Source organism: Streptococcus sp. 4155 (genome assembly GCF_013276695.1).
GTDB classification, from domain to species: domain Bacteria; phylum Bacillota; class Bacilli; order Lactobacillales; family Streptococcaceae; genus Streptococcus; species Streptococcus pseudopneumoniae.
Genome location: NZ_VMLM01000092.1, coordinates 1 through 21,162, shown reverse-complemented (window position 1 = coordinate 21,162; position 21,162 = coordinate 1). Strand labels below are relative to the sequence as shown.

The 21,162-nt window shown below is 42.4% G+C and carries 19 protein-coding genes and 2 pseudogenes; 18 read left to right on the top strand and 3 right to left on the bottom strand.

What is annotated here, in order from left to right:
* Positions 1-229, bottom strand: a 229-nt coding sequence (locus tag HT715_RS10400) for a helix-turn-helix domain-containing protein (RefSeq protein ID WP_142924791.1), incomplete at its 3' end; no start/stop codon positions are given.
* Between the two features lie 93 nt (positions 230-322).
* On the opposite strand from HT715_RS10400, the gene HT715_RS10395 reads away from it, so the two are divergent.
* The 3 genes and pseudogenes from HT715_RS10395 (at position 323) to pcp (ending at position 1,877) form a co-directional block, all read left to right on the top strand.
* The gene (locus HT715_RS10395) at positions 323-748 is read left to right on the top strand and encodes a MarR family winged helix-turn-helix transcriptional regulator (protein WP_000570119.1); all 426 of its coding nucleotides are present in this window, start codon (positions 323-325) and stop codon (positions 746-748) included.
* Positions 749-758: 10 nt separating this feature from the next.
* Positions 759-1,121: a DUF1304 domain-containing protein gene (locus tag HT715_RS10390; protein WP_000022854.1), complete on the top strand. Its 363-nt coding sequence runs from the start codon at positions 759-761 to the stop codon at positions 1,119-1,121.
* 111 nt (positions 1,122-1,232) lie between these two features.
* Positions 1,233-1,877 (top strand): annotated as a pseudogene (gene pcp, locus HT715_RS10385) (pyroglutamyl-peptidase I).
* A gap of 117 nt (positions 1,878-1,994) precedes the next feature.
* On the opposite strand, the gene HT715_RS10380 reads toward pcp, so the two are convergent.
* Positions 1,995-2,873 (bottom strand): DUF975 family protein, encoded by an 879-nt coding sequence (locus HT715_RS10380; protein WP_001108855.1) that lies wholly within the window; start codon positions 2,871-2,873, stop codon positions 1,995-1,997.
* 116 nt (positions 2,874-2,989) lie between these two features.
* Between HT715_RS10380 and tgt the strand changes: the two genes are divergently transcribed.
* The 3 genes and pseudogenes from tgt to HT715_RS10365 all read left to right on the top strand — a co-directional run.
* On the top strand, positions 2,990-4,132 hold the full coding sequence (gene tgt / locus HT715_RS10375; RefSeq protein ID WP_001285257.1) for a tRNA guanosine(34) transglycosylase Tgt: 1,143 nt from the start codon (positions 2,990-2,992) through the stop codon (positions 4,130-4,132).
* A gap of 100 nt (positions 4,133-4,232) precedes the next feature.
* Positions 4,233-6,050, top strand: coding sequence for an acyltransferase family protein (locus HT715_RS10370; protein WP_001220862.1), 1,818 nt, complete (start codon positions 4,233-4,235; stop codon positions 6,048-6,050).
* A 256-nt stretch (positions 6,051-6,306) separates the two neighbouring features.
* Positions 6,307-6,699, top strand: a pseudogene (locus HT715_RS10365) (helix-turn-helix domain-containing protein); the annotation flags it as partial.
* A gap of 246 nt (positions 6,700-6,945) precedes the next feature.
* Here HT715_RS10365 and nagA read toward each other — a convergent pair.
* Positions 6,946-8,097 carry an N-acetylglucosamine-6-phosphate deacetylase gene (nagA, locus tag HT715_RS10360; protein ID WP_138707239.1) on the bottom strand — a complete coding sequence of 384 codons (1,152 nt, stop codon included), beginning with the start codon at positions 8,095-8,097 and terminating at the stop codon, positions 6,946-6,948.
* A gap of 280 nt (positions 8,098-8,377) precedes the next feature.
* Between nagA and gmk the strand changes: the two genes are divergently transcribed.
* The 12 genes from gmk (at position 8,378) to HT715_RS10300 (ending at position 21,100) form a co-directional block, all read left to right on the top strand.
* Entirely contained in the window at positions 8,378-9,004 is a 627-nt protein-coding gene (gene gmk / locus HT715_RS10355) for a guanylate kinase (protein WP_000775034.1), read from the top strand.
* 24 nt (positions 9,005-9,028) lie between these two features.
* On the top strand, positions 9,029-9,343 hold the full coding sequence (rpoZ, locus tag HT715_RS10350) for a DNA-directed RNA polymerase subunit omega (RefSeq protein WP_000979235.1): 315 nt from the start codon (positions 9,029-9,031) through the stop codon (positions 9,341-9,343).
* Between the two features lie 65 nt (positions 9,344-9,408).
* Positions 9,409-11,805, top strand: a complete 2,397-nt coding sequence (locus HT715_RS10345) for a primosomal protein N' (protein ID WP_172922942.1) — start codon at positions 9,409-9,411, stop codon at positions 11,803-11,805.
* 12 nt (positions 11,806-11,817) lie between these two features.
* Entirely contained in the window at positions 11,818-12,753 is a 936-nt protein-coding gene (gene fmt, locus HT715_RS10340) for a methionyl-tRNA formyltransferase (RefSeq protein ID WP_000163714.1), read from the top strand.
* Entirely contained in the window at positions 12,746-14,059 is a 1,314-nt protein-coding gene (gene rsmB / locus HT715_RS10335) for a 16S rRNA (cytosine(967)-C(5))-methyltransferase RsmB (protein WP_014017339.1), read from the top strand. The genes fmt and rsmB overlap by 8 nt, the downstream gene beginning before the upstream one ends.
* 14 nt (positions 14,060-14,073) lie before the next feature.
* A complete protein-coding gene (locus HT715_RS10330) occupies positions 14,074-14,814 on the top strand; it encodes a Stp1/IreP family PP2C-type Ser/Thr phosphatase (protein WP_000406237.1) in 741 nt (246 codons plus the stop codon).
* Positions 14,811-16,790: a serine/threonine-protein kinase StkP gene (stkP, locus tag HT715_RS10325; protein ID WP_172922941.1), complete on the top strand. Its 1,980-nt coding sequence runs from the start codon at positions 14,811-14,813 to the stop codon at positions 16,788-16,790. The genes HT715_RS10330 and stkP overlap by 4 nt, the downstream gene beginning before the upstream one ends.
* Positions 16,791-16,904: 114 nt before the next feature.
* Complete coding sequence (locus HT715_RS10320; RefSeq protein ID WP_000392948.1) at positions 16,905-17,663, top strand: threonine/serine exporter family protein; 759 nt, start codon at positions 16,905-16,907, stop codon at positions 17,661-17,663.
* Between the two features lies 1 nt (position 17,664).
* The gene (locus HT715_RS10315) at positions 17,665-18,114 is read left to right on the top strand and encodes a threonine/serine exporter family protein (RefSeq protein ID WP_000172685.1); all 450 of its coding nucleotides are present in this window, start codon (positions 17,665-17,667) and stop codon (positions 18,112-18,114) included.
* Between the two features lie 160 nt (positions 18,115-18,274).
* Complete coding sequence (locus HT715_RS10310; protein ID WP_025170610.1) at positions 18,275-18,523, top strand: hypothetical protein; 249 nt, start codon at positions 18,275-18,277, stop codon at positions 18,521-18,523.
* Between the two features lie 130 nt (positions 18,524-18,653).
* On the top strand, positions 18,654-19,826 hold the full coding sequence (locus tag HT715_RS10305; protein WP_000151945.1) for a hydroxymethylglutaryl-CoA synthase: 1,173 nt from the start codon (positions 18,654-18,656) through the stop codon (positions 19,824-19,826).
* Positions 19,826-21,100, top strand: coding sequence for a hydroxymethylglutaryl-CoA reductase, degradative (locus tag HT715_RS10300; protein ID WP_023936862.1), 1,275 nt, complete (start codon positions 19,826-19,828; stop codon positions 21,098-21,100). The genes HT715_RS10305 and HT715_RS10300 overlap by 1 nt, the downstream gene beginning before the upstream one ends.
* Positions 21,101-21,162 lie beyond the last annotated feature (62 nt).

The following is a 21,162-nucleotide window of genomic DNA, read 5'->3' as shown; positions in this document are numbered from 1 at the left end:
GACGTCCACCACGGGTCTCTTGAAGAAGCGCTTCTAAACCAAACTCCTTATATTTTTTCAAATTCCTCCAAACAGTTGTTTTATTGCAATCTAGCAGATCCATGATTTCCTTATAACTCTTTTCTTTTGAGCGAAAATAAATAATCTGTAGACGTTTGTGATATTTGGCGTACGATGAATCTCTTAGGAGTTGTTCAATTTTTTGTGTTTCTTCGTTTGTAAGTTTCATAACTACTATTATAAGATGTTTTTTGATTTTAGTCCAGTATTATATTAAACTTGATTAATCAACTATTGATAAATCAATAGAAAGGAGGAAGAAATGATAGAGATTCAAGATTTACTGTATCAACTCCGCTTGTCTGAGCAAGCGAGTACGCAATTGTTTGAAAAAAGGCTTGGGATTAGTTTGACACGGTATCAGATTTTATTATTTTTGTTGAAGCATTCCCCTTGTAATCAAATAGCGGTTCAGGAGCGTTTGAAGATTGATCAGGCTGCTTTGACACGGCATTTTAAGATTTTAGAAAAGGAAGGTTTGGTGGAGCGTCATCGTAATCCTGAAAATCAGCGAGAAGTCTTGGTAGAGGCTACGAAGTATGCCAAGGAGCAGTTAGTGATGAATCCACCTCTGCAGCATATCAAGGTTAAGAAAGAGATGGAAAGTATCTTAACAGAGTCTGAGAGAACAGAATTCAGCCGTTTATTAAACAAATTGGTTTTGAGCATTGAAAATATAGAAATTTAAGGAGAAATAGATGTCAATTATTACAATTATTTTAGCAACAATCGTTGCTTTGGAGCATTTTTACATTTTTTATTTGGAAAGTATTGCAACGCAATCAGAAGCGACTAGTCGTGTCTTTAACATGGACAGGGAAGAACTAGCTCGTCCGTCGGTAAGTTCACTGTTTAAAAATCAAGGGATTTATAATGCTCTGCTAGGAGTCTTTCTCCTGTATGGGATTTATTTCTCACAGAATTTAGAAATTGTGACTATTTTTGTTTTATTTGTGATTGGTGCTGCGGCTTATGGCTCTCTCACAGCAGATAAGAAAATTATTTTGAAGCAAGGTGAGCCAGCTATTTTAGCCTTGATTAGTATTTTTCTCTTTAAATAAGTTCAAAGGTCAATCTTAGTCTCGCTAGTCCTTTTCACTCCGGAATAAGGGAAATATGTTATACTTGTTTTTAAGAAAAAGTCTCATTGAATTTGTTTTGAGGAGTTAGAAATGAAAGTATTAGTGACAGGTTTTGAGCCCTTTGGAGGGGAAAAGGTTAATCCAGCTTTGGAGGCCATTAAAGGTTTACCAGCTGAAATCCATGGTGCTGAGGTCCGTTGGTTAGAAGTGCCAACAGTCTTTCACAAATCGGCTCAAGTATTGGAAGAAGAGATGAACCGCTATCAACCTGACTTTGTCTTTTGTATTGGCCAAGCAGGTGGAAGATCTAGCTTGACGCCTGAACGAGTGGCTATAAATCAAGACGATGCACGCATTCCTGATAATGATGGTAATCAACCGATTGACCTTTCCATTCGCCAAGACGGTGCTTCGGCCTACTTTAGTAGTTTACCGATTAAAGCGATTGTTCAAGCTATAAAAAAAGAGGGCTTGCCGGCCTCTGTTTCCAATACGGCAGGGACTTTTGTCTGCAACCATTTGATGTATCAGGCCCTCTATTTGGTAGAAAAGAAATTTCCACATGTTAAGGCAGGTTTTATGCATATTCCTTATATGATGGAATAGGTGGTGAATCGACCTACAACTCCAGCTATGAGTTTAGTGGATATTAGGCGAGGGATAGAAGCGGCAATCGGAGCCATTATAGAACATGGAGATCAGGATCTCAAGTTGGTAGGCGGAGAAACTCATTGATAGAAAAAAGCTTGAGGGAAAACCTTCAAGCTTTTGGACGTTTTCGAGCCAATACTGCTCGGTAAAAAATCATTTTATTAATTAATTTGAATGTAGGGTAGGAGTGAAAAACTAGCCCTACCAGGGGTAGTTTAGTTGGTATTTTTTACTAAGTGCTGCTCTAAGTACTGCTCTATAAAAGCTGATTTTAGTACATTGGATATAAGGTAGGAGTAAAAAACTAGCAATGCCAAAGGTAATCCAATTGAGGAAGTACCAAGGAAGAAGCTGTAAATCTAGGACAAAGTGCTGGAACTTGTAGCCCTTCATAAAGGAACGGCTAGTTTTTAGGATTCGTCTTGGTGAGGCCTGTCCTAGGTCTAGACTATAACAGAGAAGAAATTCCACCTGTGAATAGGCATAATACTGTGGAATATAGAGGATATTTCCTACAATGATCAAGATGAGACTTGCAAGAAAGTAGAGTCCAAAGACCATGAGGAAACGCTCGGTTTCAACTGATGAGAGATCTAGATTTGGAAACTCAGGATGTAGGGTGACGAATTTTTGGGCTAAAAAGCTACTATAAAAGAGGAAGTAAATCCCAAGTAAATTAGGGATACTCCATAAAAAGAGATAGAAACGTTTGAGAAGTAGGGTCAAAAAGGTTTGAGAAAAGCGCTCCTCATCAAAGAGAGCTAGGCTGTTTTTTACAGATGGCTCCGTTTTAGAATCTTTCATGAGTGTCAGGGTTGCATAGACGGAACTGGTCAAAAGAATAGTCCCGATAAAGGAGACTAGTAGAGGAAAGAGGTAGGCTTGAAGTATTTGACCAAGTATGCTGAAAAATGGCTGTTCTAAAACAGTCACGTGGATCCGAGATAAGGGATTAAGAAAACCAGATAAGATGACCAGCATACTGGGAAGGATATAGAGGAGAAAGAGACGGGGGGTGTCAGCCTGAAAATGTTTTGACTCCTGACGAATTGTTTTTAAATCAATTTTTGGATAGTTCATTCTCTTATTATACCATAGTTCGTGACAGTTCCAGCTTTTTTTGATAAAATCATACAGTATGCCCTTGGGTACAAAGTATGAACTGGGACTGTCTTTCCCAGCTTCGGAGGTAAAAAATGTCAGATTCACCAATCAAATACCGTTTGATTAAGAAAGAAAAACATACAGGAGCTCGTCTGGGAGAAATCATCACTCCCCACAGCACCTTCCCAACACCTATGTTTATGCCAGTTGGGACTCAAGCCACTGTCAAAACTCAGTCGCCTGAAGAATTGAAGGAGATGGGTTCGGGAATTATCCTGTCAAACACCTATCATCTCTGGCTTCGTCCTGGAGATGAACTTATTGCTCGCGCAGGTGGTCTCCACAAGTTCATGAATTGGGACCAGCCTATCTTGACAGATAGTGGTGGTTTTCAGGTTTATTCCTTAGCAGATAGCCGTAATATCACAGAAGAAGGAGTAACCTTTAAAAACCATCTCAATGGTTCCAAGATGTTCCTATCGCCAGAAAAAGCTATCTCTATTCAGAATAATCTAGGCTCAGACATCATGATGTCCTTTGACGAATGTCCTCAGTTTTATCAACCTTACGATTACGTTAAGAAATCAATCGAGCGTACCAGTCGTTGGGCTGAGCGTGGTTTGAAGGCTCACCGTCGTCCGCATGACCAAGGGTTATTTGGGATTGTGCAGGGGGCAGGATTTGAAGACCTGCGTCGCCAATCGGCTCATGACCTTGTCAGCATGGATTTCCCAGGCTACTCTATCGGTGGCTTGGCAGTAGGAGAAACCCACGAAGAGATGAATGCGGTTTTGGACTTCACAACCCAACTGCTTCCTGAAAATAAACCTCGCTATTTGATGGGTGTCGGAGCGCCAGATAGCTTGATTGATGGGGTCATTCGTGGGGTGGATATGTTTGACTGTGTCTTGCCGACTCGTATCGCTCGTAACGGGACTTGTATGACCAGTCAGGGACGTTTGGTTGTCAAAAATGCCCAGTTTGCTGAGGACTTTACGCCACTGGATCCTGAGTGTGATTGCTACACATGTAAGAACTACACACGCGCCTACCTTCGTCACCTACTCAAAGCTGATGAAACCTTCGGTATCCGCTTAACTAGCTACCATAATCTTTACTTCTTGCTTAACCTGATGAAGCAAGTGCGACAAGCCATCATGGATGACAATCTCTTGGAATTCCGTGAGTATTTTGTGGAAAAATATGGCTATAATAAGTCAGGACGCAATTTCTAAAACGGAATAGATATAAGCTAAAAATCCTAAGTTTTCTCTTAGGATTTTTCTTCTTTTTTTGATAGAATAAAGTGTATAATGAAAGGGAGAATAAACTCGTATGCGCATTAAATGGTTTTCCTTGATTAGGATTACAGGTTTACTACTGGTACTCTTGTATCATTTCTTTCAGACCATCTTTCCTGGAGGATTTTTCGGGGTAGATGTCTTTTTCACATTTTCAGGTTTCCTGATTACGGCTCTACTCATCGAAGAGTTTTCTAAAAATCATGAGATTGACTTGATTGGATTTTTTAGGAGACGCTTTTATCGGATTGTGCCACCTGTGATTTTGATGGTCTTGGTAACCATGCCCTTTACCTTTCTAGTTCGCCAAGATTATGTGGCTGGAATTGGGGGTCAGATTGCGGGTGTTTTAGGCTTTATGACTAACTTCTATGAACTGCTAACAGGTGGGAGTTATGAATCTCAGTTCATTCCTCATTTGTTTGTTCATAATTGGAGCTTGGCCGTTGAGGTTCACTACTATATTCTTTGGGGATTGGCAGTTTGGTTCTTATCCAAACAGTCCAAATCAAATGGTCAGTTGAGGGGAATGGTTTTTCTCTTATCAGCTGCTGCCTTCTTGATCAGCTTCTTCTCCATGTTTATTGGTAGTTTTCTAGTGACCTCTTATTCCTCTGTTTACTTCTCCAGTTTAACTCATGTCTATCCATTCTTTTTGGGAAGTATCCTAGCAACGATTGTAGGCGTTCGTCAGACGACTTCCCTCGTCAAGCAGTTGGATAAAATCTGGGATTTACGCAAGACCCTTTTGGTTTTTGGAGGAGGTTTTGGCTTCTTACTCATTTTGACCTTCTTTGTCAAATTTACCTATCTTTTTGCCTATCTTATGGGCTTCTTACTTGCTAGCCTTGCAGCTCTTGCTATGATTCTGGCGGCGCGTGTCTTACATGAAAAGACACATCATATACAAGAGACAAAGATGATTAGCTTTTTAGCGGATACTAGCTATGCAGTTTATCTCTTCCATTGGCCTTTCTACATCATTTTCTCACAGTTGACCTCAAATCTTCTTGCTGTGTTATTAACTTTGATTTTTTCTTATGGATTTGCCAGTCTTTCATTTTATGTATTGGAACCTTGGATTGCAGGCAAGAACACACCTATTTTACAAACTCTTCGTCCCCTGCCTTATATTCACACAATTCTTGCAACAAGTACGGGAATCTTGGCCTTCATTGTCTTCTTAGTGACTTTGTTGGCACCACAAGTGGGAGCGTTTGAGACAGACTTAACTGTCAATGGCTTGAAGCAAGCTGCTAGTACTATTGCCCAAACAAAAGTGATAGCAGAACGAGCAGAAGCTGATAGTTTAGGAATTGCTGATGGCACTATGTTAATTGGTGACTCGGTGGCTTTAAGGGCAAATACAGCCCTGCAGACAGCTCTTCCTGGAGCACAAATTAACGCGCAGGTCAGCAGAACAACCAAGACTGCCAATGAAATCATGATAAACAATAGCCAAAATAAATTTTTACCTAAGATGGTGGTCATTGCGACTGGGGTAAATAATCCTGAAAATTACAAGGAAGACTGGGACAGTATCGTGAAAAATCTTCCTAAGGGCCACCATATGGTTTTGGTGACTCCTTATGAGGGAGATAAGACAAAAGAGACCTATGCCATCGTTGAGAAGGCTGCTGCCTACATGAGAGAATTGGCAGAGAAGACACCTTACATCACGATAGCAGATTGGAATCAAGTTGCGAAAGAGCATCCAGAAATTTGGGCAGGAACAGACCAAGTCCATTTCGGAAGTGACACTAGCACTATTGAAGCAGGAGCAAAATTGTATGCAGATACGATTGCCACAGCCTTGAAGACAGCTCAAGACAAGCCAGTCAAATCAAAATAACGTGTATTAAAAAGAGAAGAGTTGGAGAAATCCAACTCTTTTAAAATATCGCATCTCTGTGCCTTTCTTGTGTTTGTGGTTGAACAACAAGTATAACACAGAGGTGTTTTCTTATGTCTACACTTTCAGCTAGTTGAACCATCTAATTTTTAGGAGGGCTGGGTGGCTAACTTCATTATATAACTTTCATTTAGTAAATCGAACGTGAAAATGTCCCATTTGATAAAATAGTCGTATGAAAAGGATCCAACTGAATATGAATGAAACGAAAAAATATCTTGTGATAAAAGCTATAGACCAAGGAAAGAAAACAAAGAATCGAGCCTGTGTCGAACTGAATCTTTCTGAAAGACAAATCAATCGTCTGCTACTAGCCTATCAACAGAAAGGAAAAGAAGCCTTCAGACACGGAAACAGAAATCGAAAACCAAAACATGCAATCCCTGATGAAATCAAAGAACGTGTCCTAAAGAAATACCTCTCCTATGAAACATATAAACCAAATGTCCTTCATTTCTGTGAATTACTAGCTGAAGAAGAGGGAATTCAGCTCTCTGATACAACTGTTAGAAAAATACTCTATAAGGAAAACATCCTCTCTCCCAAGTCTCACAGAAAGACAAAGAAGAGACTAAGAAAACAAGCTAAACTGAGCCTGGAACAACTCGTAAACGCTCCAAGTTGGTCTACTGCCCAAGTAAAATTTATACTAAACAGAAATTAAAAAACAAATTAGAAGACTTGGATTGCACAGCTCAAAATACTGATTTTAGAAAGTGGAATACTAATTAATGGAGTTGTAACAAATAGTTGACAGTGTTTGTTGCTTTTTGACTTCAAAGGAGTATTACTGGATTTTCTCCTCAAATTAGACTTTTGCCCAGACTCTTCTCTCTTATGCTTGATAACGTTTCACACCATCTAGATAGGTTGCTACCAATTCCAAATCTTTGTCTAAAACAATAAAATCTGCATCATAACCTTCACGAATTTGTCCACAGACGTCATCGATGTGAACGGATTTAGCTGGGTTGAAGCTGGCCATCATGACTGCTTCATGCGGATTCGCAATTCCCCATTCGACTACATTCTTCACACCATCTTTGAGTTTGAGGATAGAACCTGCCAAGTTACCTGTCGATTTGAGGCGTGCAGTTCCATTTGCAACGACAACTGGGAATTCTCCCAACATATAGTCACCGTCTTCCAATCCACCAGCTGTCATACAGTCTGTAATAAGAGCAATGTTTTCTGTCCCTTTTTGTTTGATAAGAATTTCGCAGGCTTTTGGATCTACGTGATGGCCATCACAGATCAACTCTGCATAGGTATGAGGTAATTGATACATGGCTCCAACCATACCCAGTTCGCGGTGAGTCAACCCACGCATTCCATTGTAGGCGTGTACCCAAACACTCGCTCCAGCATCGACTGCTTTTTTAGCTTCATCAAAAGTCGCGTTTGAGTGCCCAAGAGCAACCGTTACACCTTCTCCGGTGATAGTCCGTACAAAGTCTTCTACACCTTCACGCTCTGGCGCAAGAGCAATTTTATTTAGCAAGCCATTTGCTGCTTTTTGCCAAGAATGAAACTCCTCAACACCCGGGTCTCTCATATAAGTTGGATTTTGTGCCCCCTTAAAAGTTTCTGTGAAATATGGACCTTCATAATAAATCCCACGAATCTTAGCACCTGTTGCTTCTTTATAATGGTTTCCAAGATTTTCAGTGACTGCAAGCAATTGCTCATAAGTGGCTGTTAAAGTTGTGGGTAAGAAACTGGTAACACCGGTACTAAGAAGTCCTTCACTCATAGTATGCAATGTACCTTCAATGTTGTTGTCCATCACATCTACACCTGCATATCCATGAATATGAGTATCCACAAGACCTGGGGCAATGCTATAACCTGTATAGTCAATCACCTCAGCCCCTTCAGGAATCTGCTCTACATGTTTTCCAAACTTGCCGTCCACAAGTTCCAAGTAACCACCTCGACGAACTCCGTGTGGGTAGAAAAACTGATCCGCTTTAATATAGTTAGGCATAATGTTAACCTCCTTAAAAAATTGATTCTACAATTTATTATGTCAATTACATTATAAACCTTTCTTTTTCATTTGTAAATGGTATAGACCTATTTTCTGAAGATATTTTAAAAGCGATATTTCACGTTCGAATCACAACACATCTAAATAAATAAGAAAGAGCAGTTGAAAAATTACTGCTTTTTTGTTACACTAGATAGAAAGACTGTAAAGGATAATTTGGCTTTTTGTCATTATTCTAGAGAAATGTTATTTCACAGACTGACTAAAAGGAGACACAATGGCAGACCGAGGCTTACTAATCGTTTTTTCTGGTCCTTCAGGGGTTGGAAAAGGAACGGTTAGAAGAGAGATTTTTGAGAGTTCTGAAAACCAATTTCAATATTCTGTATCGATGACGACACGCGCACAACGTCCTGGAGAAGTGGACGGTGGTGACTATTTCTTCCGTACTCGCGAAGAGTTTGAAGAGTTGATTCGTCAAGGACAGATGTTGGAATATGCAGAATATGTCGGCAACTACTATGGAACCCCTTTGACCTACGTCAATGAAACCTTGGACAAGGGAATTGATGTTTTCCTTGAAATTGAGGTTCAGGGCGCTCTTCAGGTCAAGAAAAAGGTTCCAGATGCTGTCTTTATCTTCCTGACACCACCGGATTTGGATGAATTGCAAGATCGTTTAGTAGGTCGTGGAACAGATAGTGCAGAAGTGATTGCCCAACGAATCGAGAAAGCCAAGGAAGAAATTGCCCTCATGCGTGAGTATGATTATGCGATTGTCAACGATCAGGTGCCCCTAGCTGCTGAGCGTGTCAAACGTGTGATCGAAGCAGAGCACTTCCGTGTGGACCGTGTCATTGGTCACTATCAGGAGATGTTACCAAAGTCTCCAACTACCCGATAAAATTTAGAAAATAGGTACAAGCAAATGATGTTAAAACCCTCTATTGATACCTTGCTCGACAAGGTTCCTTCAAAATATTCACTCGTAATCTTGGAAGCAAAACGTGCCCACGAATTGGAAGCAGGTGCACCAGCAACTCAAGGTTTCAAGTCTGAAAAATCAACTCTTCGCGCTCTAGAAGAAATCGAATCAGGAAACGTAACCATTCACCCAGACCCAGAAGGGAAACGTGAAGCAGTGCGTCGCCGTATCGAAGAAGAAAAACGCCGCAAAGAAGAAGAAGAAAAGAAAATTAAAGAGCAAATCGCTAAAGAAAAAGAAGATGGTGAAAAAATTTAAGGTTGGGGGGACTCAATCTTATTTTTTCTCTTGTAAGAATGTACTGACAAGGAGGAGGTGAGAAGATGTCCATAGCCAAGATTATTGTAGATGTGCCCTTGATGCAGACGGACCAGCCCTATAGTTACAAGATTCCTAAGGAATTTGAGGGAATGCTAGAAGTTGGGATGCGGGTTCATGTGCCTTTTGGTAAGGGCAATCGCCTGATTCAAGGGATTGTTCTTGGTTTGGAGTCCCAAGTGGATGAAGAAGGGGTAAGTCAAGATTTAAAAGATATTGCCGAGGTACTGGATTTTTCTCCTGTTCTCACGCAAGAACAACTCTGGCTGGCTGAGGAGCTCCGCAAATCTGTATTTTCTTACAAAATCTCTATTCTCAAGGCTATGCTACCGGGATTTCTAAATTCTAGCTATGACAAGATTCTCTATCCTCTGGAAGGTCTGAGTCAGGAAGACCGAGAGCGCTTGTTTGGTTCTGAAGATTCACTAGCCTTTTCTTCTCTGGATTTAGGTAAGCAAGCTGAAATGATGCGTTTGACTAGAAAAGGCCTACTTGGTCTGGAATATCAGGCAGTCGATCAAAAGAAGGTCAAGACCCAGTCTTGGTATGAGGTGAATCTAGCTCAATTAGAAGGTGTTGAAATATCTGCGCGTGCCAAGAAAAAGTTGGAATTGAGAGATTACTTGCTGTCTCATCCTGAGAGTGCTTCCTTGGCTAGTTTGTTAGAGTCCTACTCACGGGAGCAGGTCAACTTTTTTGTGGAACAAGGTGCTGTGTCCATAGTCCAAAAGGAAGTGCAACGCTCGGCTGCTTATTTTGAAGGGATTGAAGCAAGTCAGCCTTTGGAGTTGAATCCAGAGCAAAGACAGGCGCGTGATGCGGTTGTGAGTGCTATTGGTAGTCATCAGCCTCCCTTCCTCCTTCAAGGGATCACAGGAAGTGGGAAGACCGAGGTTTACTTACAAATAATCCAAGGAGCTTTGGATAAGGGGAAAACAGCCATCTTGTTAGTGCCTGAGATTTCCTTGACTCCTCAGATGACCGAGCGTTTTATAGCACGTTTTGGGGACAAGGTAGCCATTCTTCACTCAGGATTATCCAATGGCGAAAAGTATGATGAATGGCGCAAGGTGGAGCGTGGCGATGCCCAAGTTGTTGTTGGTGCCAGATCTGCTATCTTTGCTCCTCTGAAAAATCTGGGTGTCATGATTATTGATGAAGAGCATGAAGCGGCTTATAAGCAGGACAGCAATCCCCGTTACCATGCCAGAGAGGTAGCTATTTTACGGGCTCAGTATAATCAAGCAACTCTGGTACTTGGATCTGCAACGCCGAGCTTAGAGAGCCGGGCACGTGCTGGCAAAGGCGTCTATCAACACTTACGTCTAACCCAACGTGCCAATCCTTTGGCTACAATCCCTGAGGTTCAAGTGATTGACTTTCGAGACTATATCGGACAGAATGAGACGTCAAACTTTACGCCTCCTTTGCTAGAGGCTATCCAAGACCGTCTGGTTAAAAAAGAGCAGGTGGTTCTCATGCTCAATCGCCGTGGTTATTCTAGCTTTGTCATGTGTCGGGAGTGTGGGACCGTGGATACTTGTCCCAACTGTGATATTTCTCTGACTCTCCATATGGATACCAAGACCATGAACTGCCATTATTGTGGCTTTTCGAAGGACATTCCTCAGATCTGTCCTAACTGTAAGAGTCGAAGTATTCGTTACTATGGGACAGGGACACAGAAGGCTTATGACGAGCTAGCAGAACTCTTTCCCCAGGCTCGCATTCTGCGCATGGATGTGGACACGACTCGTAAGAAAGGTAGTCACCAAGCTCTGCTTGACCAGTTTGGGCGAGGAGAAGCAGATATTTTACTAGGTACTCAGATGATTGCCAAGGGATTGGATTTTCCAAATGTGACCCTAGTCGGTGTTCTAAATGCGGATACGGCCTTGAATCTGCCTGATTTCCGTTCTTCTGAGAGAACCTTCCAGCTCTTGACTCAGGTGGCAGGTCGAGCAGGACGTGCTGAAAAAGCTGGGCAGGTCTTGATTCAGTCTTACAATCCTCAGCACTACGCTATTCGATTTGCAAAAGACCAGGACTACGAAGGCTTTTATGCTTATGAAATGGGTATCAGACGACAACTTGGCTATCCACCTTACTATTTCACCATTGGCATTACCCTTTCTCACAAGAAAGAAGAAGAGGTGGTCAAACGTGCCTATGAAGTCATGAACATTTTGCGGTCAGGTTTGTCTGAAACCAGTAACATCCTCGGGCCAACGCCCAAACCCATCGCCCGTACTCACAACCTCTATCATTACCAGATTTTAATTAAATACCGTTTAGAAGATGAGCTGGGACCAACCCTCAACCAGGTCTTGGCCTTGACTCAAGAAAGGGAAAATAGTGAGCTCCGTCTCAGCATTGACCATGAGCCACAGCAATTTTTATAAGAAGGAGAAGATATGACAAAACTAATCTTTATGGGGACACCCGACTTTTCAGCAACAGTCTTAAAAGGACTTTTGACAGATAACCGTTACGAAATTCTAGCCGTTGTGACCCAGCCAGACCGTGCTGTCGGACGTAAAAAAGTTATCCAGGAAACCCCAGTTAAACAAGCTGCAAAAGAGGCAGGACTTCCTATCTACCAACCTGAAAAACTATCTGGAAGTCCAGAGATGGAAGATCTTATGAAGCTAGGAGCAGATGGGATTGTGACTGCCGCTTTTGGCCAGTTTCTCCCAAGTAAACTCCTTGATAGCATGGACTTTGCGGTCAACGTTCACGCGTCACTCCTTCCTAAACATCGTGGTGGTGCTCCGATCCATTATGCCTTGATTCAAGGTGATGAGGAAGCTGGTGTAACCATTATGGAGATGGTTAAGGAAATGGATGCAGGGGATATGATTTCTCGTCGTAGTATTCCGATCACAGATGAGGACAATGTTGGCACCTTGTTTGAAAAATTGGCGCTAGTTGGTCGTGATTTGCTTTTGGATACTTTGCCTGCCTACATTGCTGGTGACATCAAACCTGAACCGCAGGATCCAAGTCAGGTTACTTTCTCGCCAAATATCAAGCCAGAGGAAGAAAAGTTGGATTGGACTAAAAGCAATCGTCAACTTTTCAACCAAATCAGAGGGATGAACCCCTGGCCTGTTGCCCATACTTTCCTTAAGGGCGACCGCTTTAAGATTTATGAAGCCCTGCCAGTAGAAGGTCAGGGAAATCCAGGAGAGATTCTCTCTATCGGCAAGAAAGAATTGATTGTCGCAACGGCAGAAGGAGCTTTGTCTCTTAAGCAAGTGCAGCCAGCTGGTAAGCCTAAGATGGACATCGCTTCCTTCCTCAACGGAGTTGGACGTACATTGACTGTAGGAGAACGATTTGGTGACTAAAGTAGAAACGGCTAGAAGTTTAGCCCTGGCAGTATTAGAGGATGTTTTTATCAATCAAGCATACTCAAATATCGCCTTAAATAAGCATCTCAAGGGAAGTCAACTTTCGGCAGCAGACAAGGGCTTAGTGACCGAGCTAGTCTATGGAACGGTAGCCCGTAAACTGACTCTGGAATGGTACCTATCCCATTTTATCGAAGACAGAGATAAGTTAGATAACTGGCTCTATGTCCTTCTTCTCATGAGTGCCTACCAGCTCCGCTATTTGAACAAGATTCCAGATTATGCTGTGGTCAATGAAGCAGTGGAATTGGCCAAAGTCCGTAAAAAAGGCAGTGAAAAATTGGTCAACGCCGTCCTTCGCCGTATCTTGCGTGAAGGCTGGCCAGATATTGCTAGCATCAAACGAAAAAACAAGCGTGACTCCATCGCTTATTCCCTTCCGGTTTGGCTAGTTGCAAAGCTCAAGGAAGAATACGGAGAGGAGCGAGCGCAAGCTATTTTTGAAAGTCTCTTGGTGCGAAACAAGGCCAGTATTCGTGTAACTGATTTAAGCCGAAAAGAGGAAATCCAAGCCTTATTGGAGGCGAATAATTCCCTTTTAGCAACCACTGGTCTGGTTAAGGAGCAAGGGCATTTTGCAGGCCATGATTTGTTTGCAGAAGGGACTATAACCATCCAAGACGAGTCTAGTCAGCTGGTTGCGCCAACTTTGAATTTGCAGGGAGATGAGCGAGTGCTTGATGCCTGTGCGGCTCCGGGTGGGAAAACAGCCCATATAGCCTCTTATCTCACGACAGGTCAGGTTACTGCTCTGGACTTGTACGATCACAAGTTGGACTTAATTCAAGAAAATGCTCAACGTCTGGGAGTTGCAGATCGGGTTCAAAGGCAAAAATTGGATGCCAGAAAGGTGCATGAGTTTTTTAGTCAGGATTCATTTGATAAGATTTTAGTGGATGCTCCCTGTTCAGGAATCGGTCTTTTGCGCCGAAAACCAGATATCAAATACAATAAAGAAACGGCAGATTTCGCGTCCTTACAGGAAATTCAGCTAGAAATATTAGGTAGTGTTTGTCAAACACTAGGCAAAGGTGGTATAATAACTTATAGTACCTGTACTATTGTCTCAGAGGAGAATTTTCAAGTCGTTGAGGCGTTTTTAGAAAGTCATCCTGAGTTCGAGCAGGTAAAGCTAGAACATGAATGTAAGGATATCATGAAAGACGGCTGTATCCTCATTACACCTGAATTGTATGGAAGTGATGGATTCTTCATCAGTCAATTTCGCAAGATATCGGATTAGGAAGGAACTGACACATGGAAATTTCATTATTAACAGATGTTGGTCAGAAACGGACAAATAACCAAGACTATGTCAACCACTATGTCAATAGAGCTGGACGTACTATGATTATTTTAGCTGATGGGATGGGAGGTCATCGCGCAGGGAATATCGCTAGTGAAATGGCGGTAACAGACCTAGGTATAGCTTGGGTTGATACCCAAATCGATACAGTCAATGAAGTGCGTGAATGGTTCGCCCATTACCTAGAAATTGAAAATCAAAAGATTCACCAGCTTGGTCAGGATGAAGCTTACAGAGGTATGGGAACTACTTTGGAAGTCCTTGCTATTATCGATAATCAGGCTATCTATGCTCATATTGGTGATTCGCGTATCGGCTTGATTCGTGGAGAAGAATACCATCAGTTGACGAGCGACCATTCTTTGGTCAATGAATTACTCAAGGCTGGTCAATTGACACCAGAAGAGGCAGAAGCTCATCCGCAAAAAAATATTATCACCCAGTCTATTGGGCAAAAAGATGAAATTCAGCCTGATTTTGGGACAGTGATCCTTGAGTCAGGTGACTATCTCTTGCTCAATAGTGACGGCTTGACCAACATGATTTCAGGCAGTGAGATTCGGGATATTGTAACCAGTGATATTCCTTTAGCAGATAAAACGGAGACACTTGTTCGTTTTGCTAACAATGCAGGAGGTTTAGACAACATTACGGTTGCCCTTGTTTCTATGAACGAGGAGGATGCAGAATGATCCAAATCGGCAAGATTTTTGTCGGACGCTATCGGATTGTCAAACAGATTGGTCGAGGAGGCATGGCAGATGTTTACTTAGCCAAAGATTTGATTCTAGACGGGGAAGAAGTGGCAGTGAAGGTTCTGAGGACTAACTACCAGACGGACCCGATAGCTGTAGCTCGTTTTCAGCGTGAAGCGAGAGCTATGGCAGATTTAGACCATCCTCATATCGTTCGGATAACAGATATTGGTGAGGAAGACGGTCAACAGTACCTCGCTATGGAGTATGTGGCTGGACTTGACCTTAAACGCTATATCAAGGAACACTATCCTCTTTCTAATGAAGAAGCCGTCCGTATCATGGGACAAATTCTTCTCGCCATGCGTTTGGCTCATACCAGAGGGATTGTTCACAGGGACTTGAAACCTCAAAACATCCTCTTGACACCAGATGGGACTGTCAAGGTTACAGACTTTGGGATTGCAGTAGCCTTTGCTGAGACGAGTCTGACTCAGACTAACTCGATGCTGGGCTCCGTTCATTACTTGTCACCAGAGCAGGCGCGTGGTTCTAAGGCGACTGTACAAAGTGATATCTATGCCATGGGGATCATTTTCTATGAGATGCTGACAGGCCATATCCCTTATGATGGGGATAGTGCAGTGACCATCGCCCTCCAGCATTTCCAAAAACCCCTGCCGTCCGTTATTGCTGAGAATCCATCTGTGCCCCAGGCTTTGGAGAATGTTGTTATCAAGGCAACTGCTAAGAAATTGACAGATCGCTATAAATCAGTTGCTGAGATGTATGTGGATTTGTCTAGTAGTTTGTCTTATAATCGTCGTAATGAACCAAAGCTGATCTTTGACGATGCGACTAAGGCAGATACCAAGACCTTACCGAAGGTTTCCCAGAGTACCTTGACATCTATTCCTAAGGTTCAAGCGCAGACAGAACACAAACCAATCAAAAAACCAAGCCAGGCTGTGACAGAGGAAACTTACCAACCACAAGCACCGAAAAAACGTAGATTTAAGATGCGTTACCTGATTTTTTTGGCCAGCCTTGTATTGGTGGCAGCTTCTCTTATTTGGATACTATCCAGAACTCCTGCAACCATTTCTATTCCAGATGTGGCAGGTCAGACAGTTGCGGAAGCCAAGGAAACGCTCAAAAAAGCCAATTTTGAGATTGGAGAGGAGAAGTCAGAGGCCAGTGAAAAGGTGGAGGAAGGGCGGATTATCCGTACAGATCCTGGCGCTGGAACTGGTCGAAAAGAAGGAACGAAAATCAATTTGGTTGTCTCATCAGGCAAACAATCCTTCCAAATTAGTAATTATGTCGGCCGGAAATCCTCTGATGTCATTGCGGAATTAAAAGAGAAAAAAGTTCCAGATAATTTGATTAAAATTGAGGAAGAAGAGTCCAAGGAGAGTGAGGCTGGAACGGTCATGAAGCAAAGTCTACCAGAAGGTACGACCTATGACTTAAGCAAGGCAACTCAAATTGTCTTGACAGTGGCTAAAAAAGCTACGACGATTCAATTAGGGAACTATATTGGACGGAACTCTACAGAAGTCATCTCAGAACTCAAGCAGAAGAAGGTTCCTGAGAATTTGATTAAGATAGAGGAAGAAGAGTCCAGCGAAAGCGAACCAGGAACGATTATGAAACAAAGTCCAGGTGCAGGTATCCCTTATGATTTGAGTAAACCTACTCAAATCGTCTTGACAGTAGCTAAAAAAGTTACAAGTGTTGCCATGCCGAGTTACATTGGTTCCAGCTTGGAGTTTACTAAGAACAATTTGATTCAAATTGTTGGGATTAAGGAAGCCAATATAGAAGTTGTAGAAGTGACGAAAGCGCCTGCAGGTAGTGCAGAAGGCATGGTTGTTGAACAAAGTCCTAGAGCAGGTGAAAAGGTAGACCTCAATAAGACAAGGGTCAAGATTTCAATCTACAAACCTAAAACAAGTTCAGCTACTCCTTAAAATCAGATGGATAATCAAAATAAGTAATCAATCTTTGTCATGATTTCATGGCAAAGATTTTTTTTGACTCCAGATTTGTGATAGAATAGAAGGAGTTGATAAAAGGAGGAACGCATGGAAGAATCAAGAGAATTAAATGCCGTCATCGATGTGATTATGCTAGCGGGGACTATTCTCCTTAAAAGTGGTTCAGAGATTCATCGCGTAGAAGATACCATGATTCGGATTGCGCATTCGCAGGGGATTGTGGATTGCAATGTCCTTGCCATGCCTGCCGCTATCTTTTTCTCTATTGAAAATACCAATATTTCGCGCATGAAGCGGGTGACCTCCTCTTCTTATAACATCGAAAAAGTCTGCGATGTGAACCAGATTTCTCGTCAGCTGGTTGGGGGGCAGATTGATTTAGAAACAGCCTTTAAGCAATTGACGGCCTTGCAGGCCCAACCCCTTCCCTATACTAAGTTGCAGGTAACTCTGGCTGCGACCTTAAGTGCTCCTTTCTTTTCGGTTATGTTTAGTGGAAATATCTACGACGCACTTGGGGCAGGAGTGGCGACCTTATTTGGTTTTGCCTTTTCCCTCTATGTGGAGAAGTTTATCCGAATTCCCTTTGTGACAGCCTTTGCTGGGGCCTTCGTCTTTGGAATGATTGCCCAGTTTTGGGCTCGCTACACAGGCTTTCCTTCAACGGCAGACTTGATTATAGCTGGTGCGGTCATGCCGTTTGTTCCAGGAATTGCCTTGACCAATGCGGTTCGTGATATTATGACCAACCACATAAACTCTGGTATGAGCAAGATGTTTGAATCCCTGCTCATTACCCTTGCTTTAGGGGCAGGAACTTCTGTCGCCTTGGTATTGATGAACTAATATGACACTAATAACCTTTTTATTACAAGCAGTAGCAAGTCTTCTTGCTATTATTACCTTTCTAATCGTACTCAATGTTCAGCGGTCCATGCTCTTACCAGGAGGAATTTTGGGCATGGCTGTCTGGCTAGTCTATCTCTTGCTCAAGGAACCGACCAATGTTATTGTGGCTACTTTTATTGCAGCCATTATAGGTTCTTGTGTCAGCCAGATTTTAAGTATTCTTTATAAGACTCCTGCTGTGGTCTTTATCTTAGCAATCTTGGCACCCTTGGTTCCGGGTTATCTCTCCTATCGGACAACTGCCTTTTTTGTGACAGGGGACTATAATAAAGCGCTGGCAAGTGCAACATTAGTTGTTATGCTGGCTCTGGTCATTTCCATTGGAATGGCTAGCGGAACAGTGATTCTCAGACTGTATCATTATATAAAAACACATCGAGTATCGTAGACTTTACAGAAATAAAAGAATTTTCTGAAAAATGAGATAAATATAGTGACAAGGCTTTCTATGTATGCTATTCTCTCTATATAAAGGAGGAAAAATCATGAAAAAATCACTATTTTCCTTATTGTCTGTAAGTCTACTGACTTTGTTGCTTATCCCAGTCATGGTTTCTAGTTTGGGTTCAGAGTTTCAAAGTGGATTACAAGAGCATCAGTTGATTGCCGAAAAGGTTAGTAAAACACTTGACAAGACATTTGATAAGGATGTCAGAGAAATTCCGACCAGTCAGTTTTATCAAGAATTTGTAGATGAGATGGGAAGGACTTACTCAGGAAATTTAATCCTCCAGGAACTGATAACTGAGAATGGGGCTTATAAAGCTACTTATATCGGTGAACTCTCTAGCAACTAATCATTCTTTGAAATTATGACCAATAAGAGGCTTGATTTGGTGAATCAAGTCTTTTTTATCTCTTTTACTGCCATTTGTGATAAAATAGTACCGAACGATTTTTTACATGAATGATAAAACAGAGGTAAATATGACAATCGGTATTGATAAGATTGGTTTTGCGACCAGTCAATATGTCTTGAAGTTACAAGACTTAGCAGAAGCGAGGGGAATTGACCCTGAAAAATTAAGCAAAGGACTCTTACTCGAGGAATTGAGTATTGCGCCCTTAACTGAGGACATCGTGACCTTGGCGGCCAGTGCTAGTGACTTTATTTTAACTGAGCAAGAAAGAGCAGAAATTGACATGGTCATTGTGGCGACCGAGTCAGGAATTGACCAGAGTAAGGCTGCAGCCGTCTTTGTGCATGGCTTGCTGGGTATTCAGCCCTTTGCGCGTAGTTTCGAGATTAAAGAAGCCTGCTATGGAGCGACAGCTGCCCTTCATTATGCCAAATTGCATGTGGAAAATTCTCCAGAGTCCAAGGTCTTGGTCATTGCCAGTGATATTGCCAAGTACGGTATTGAAACTCCAGGAGAACCAACTCAAGGTGCCGGCAGTGTGGCCATGTTGATTACACAAAATCCACGCATGATGGCCTTTAATAATGACAATGTTGCTCAAACCCGTGACATCATGGATTTTTGGCGTCCAAATTACTCGACAACTCCTTATGTAAATGGTGTCTATTCTACCCAACAATATTTGGATAGTTTGAAAACGACTTGGCTTGAATATCAAAAACGCTACCAGCTTACTTTGGATGATTTTGCGGCTGTTTGTTTCCATTTGCCTTATCCTAAATTAGCCTTAAAAGGTTTGAAAAAAATCATGGATAAGAGCCTGCCTCAAGAGAAAAAAGACCTCTTGCAAAAGCATTTTGACCAGTCTATTCTTTACAGTCAAAAGGTGGGGAATATCTACACAGGTTCACTTTTCCTTGGGCTTCTGTCTCTCTTGGAAAATACAGATAGCTTGAAGGCTGGGGATAAAATCGCCCTTTATAGTTACGGAAGTGGTGCTGTAGCTGAGTTCTTCAGCGGTGAATTGGTTGAAGGTTATGAAGCTTATCTGGATAAAGACCGCTTGAACAAGCTCAACCAACGAACTGCCTTATCTGTTGCAGACTATGAAAAAGTCTTCTTTGAAGAAGTAGACTTAGATGAAACAAATTCTGCTCAGTTTGCTGGCTATGAAAATCAAGATTTTGCCTTGGTTGAAATTGTTGACCACCAACGCCGTTATAGCAAGGTTGAAAAATAATGAAGATAAGTTGGAATGGATTTTCTAAAAAATCATACCAAGAGCGCCACGAGCTGTTAAAAGCTCAGGCGTTCCTTAGTCCTGAGAGGCAAGAGAGTTTAGAGCAGGATGAACAGATGAGTGTAACTGTGGCAGACCAGCTGAGTGAGAATGTGGTGGGAACTTTTTCTCTGCCTTATTCGCTGGTCCCAGAGGTTCTCGTTAACGGTCAGGAATACACAGTTCCCTATGTGACAGAAGAACCGTCCGTGGTTGCTGCGGCCAGCTATGCTAGTAAAATCATCAAGCGAGCAGGTGGCTTTACTGCTCAGGTTCATGAGCGCCAGATGATTGGGCAGGTAGCCCTTTATCAAGTTGCTAATCCTGAACAAGCCCAAGAGAAGATTGCCAGCAAGAAGGCTGAGCTCTTGGAGCTTGCCAATCAAGCCTATCCTTCTATAGTCAAACGTGGAGGCGGGGCGCGTGATCTGCATGTAGAACGGATCAAAGGTGAAACAGACTTTCTCGTTGTTTATCTTCATGTCGATACCCAGGAAGCCATGGGTGCTAATATGCTCAACACCATGCTGGAGGCCTTGAAACCAGTCTTAGAAAAATTGAGTCAGGGACAGAGTCTCATGGGAATTCTGTCTAATTACGCGACCGATTCTCTGGTGACTGCAAATTGTCGCATTTCCTTTCGATACTTGAGTCGTCAAAAGGATCAAGGACGAGAAATTGCGGAGAAAATTGCTTTGGCTAGTCAGTTTGCGCAGGCTGATCCTTATCGAGCTGCTACTCACAATAAAGGGATTTTTAATGGTATTGATGCCATTTTAATTGCCACTGGTAATGACTGGCGTGCCATTGAGGCAGGGGCTCATGCTTTTGCCAGTCGAGACGGACGCTATCAAGGTCTTAGCCGCTGGACGTTGGATCTTGAAAGAGAAGAATTGGTCGGTGAGATGACCCTGCCCATGCCTGTGGCGACCAAGGGTGGCTCTATCGGTCTCAACCCTCGTGTAGCCCTCAGTCATGAACTACTGGGAAATCCTTCTGCCAAAGAATTAGCCCAGCTTATCGTGTCTATTGGGCTTGCCCAAAATTTTGCGGCCCTGAAAGCCTTGGTGAGTACAGGGATTCAGCAAGGCCACATGAAATTGCAGGCTAAATCTTTGGCACTTCTCGCAGGTGCTAGTGAATCCGAAGTTGCTCCCCTAGTCGAGCGCCTCATCGCAGATAAAACCTTTAACCTAGAGACAGCCCAGCGCTACCTAGAAAATTTAAGATTATAAAAACTCAGACGAAGGCAGTCTGAGTTTTCTTGTACTTATACTAAATGAAAATCAAAGAGCAA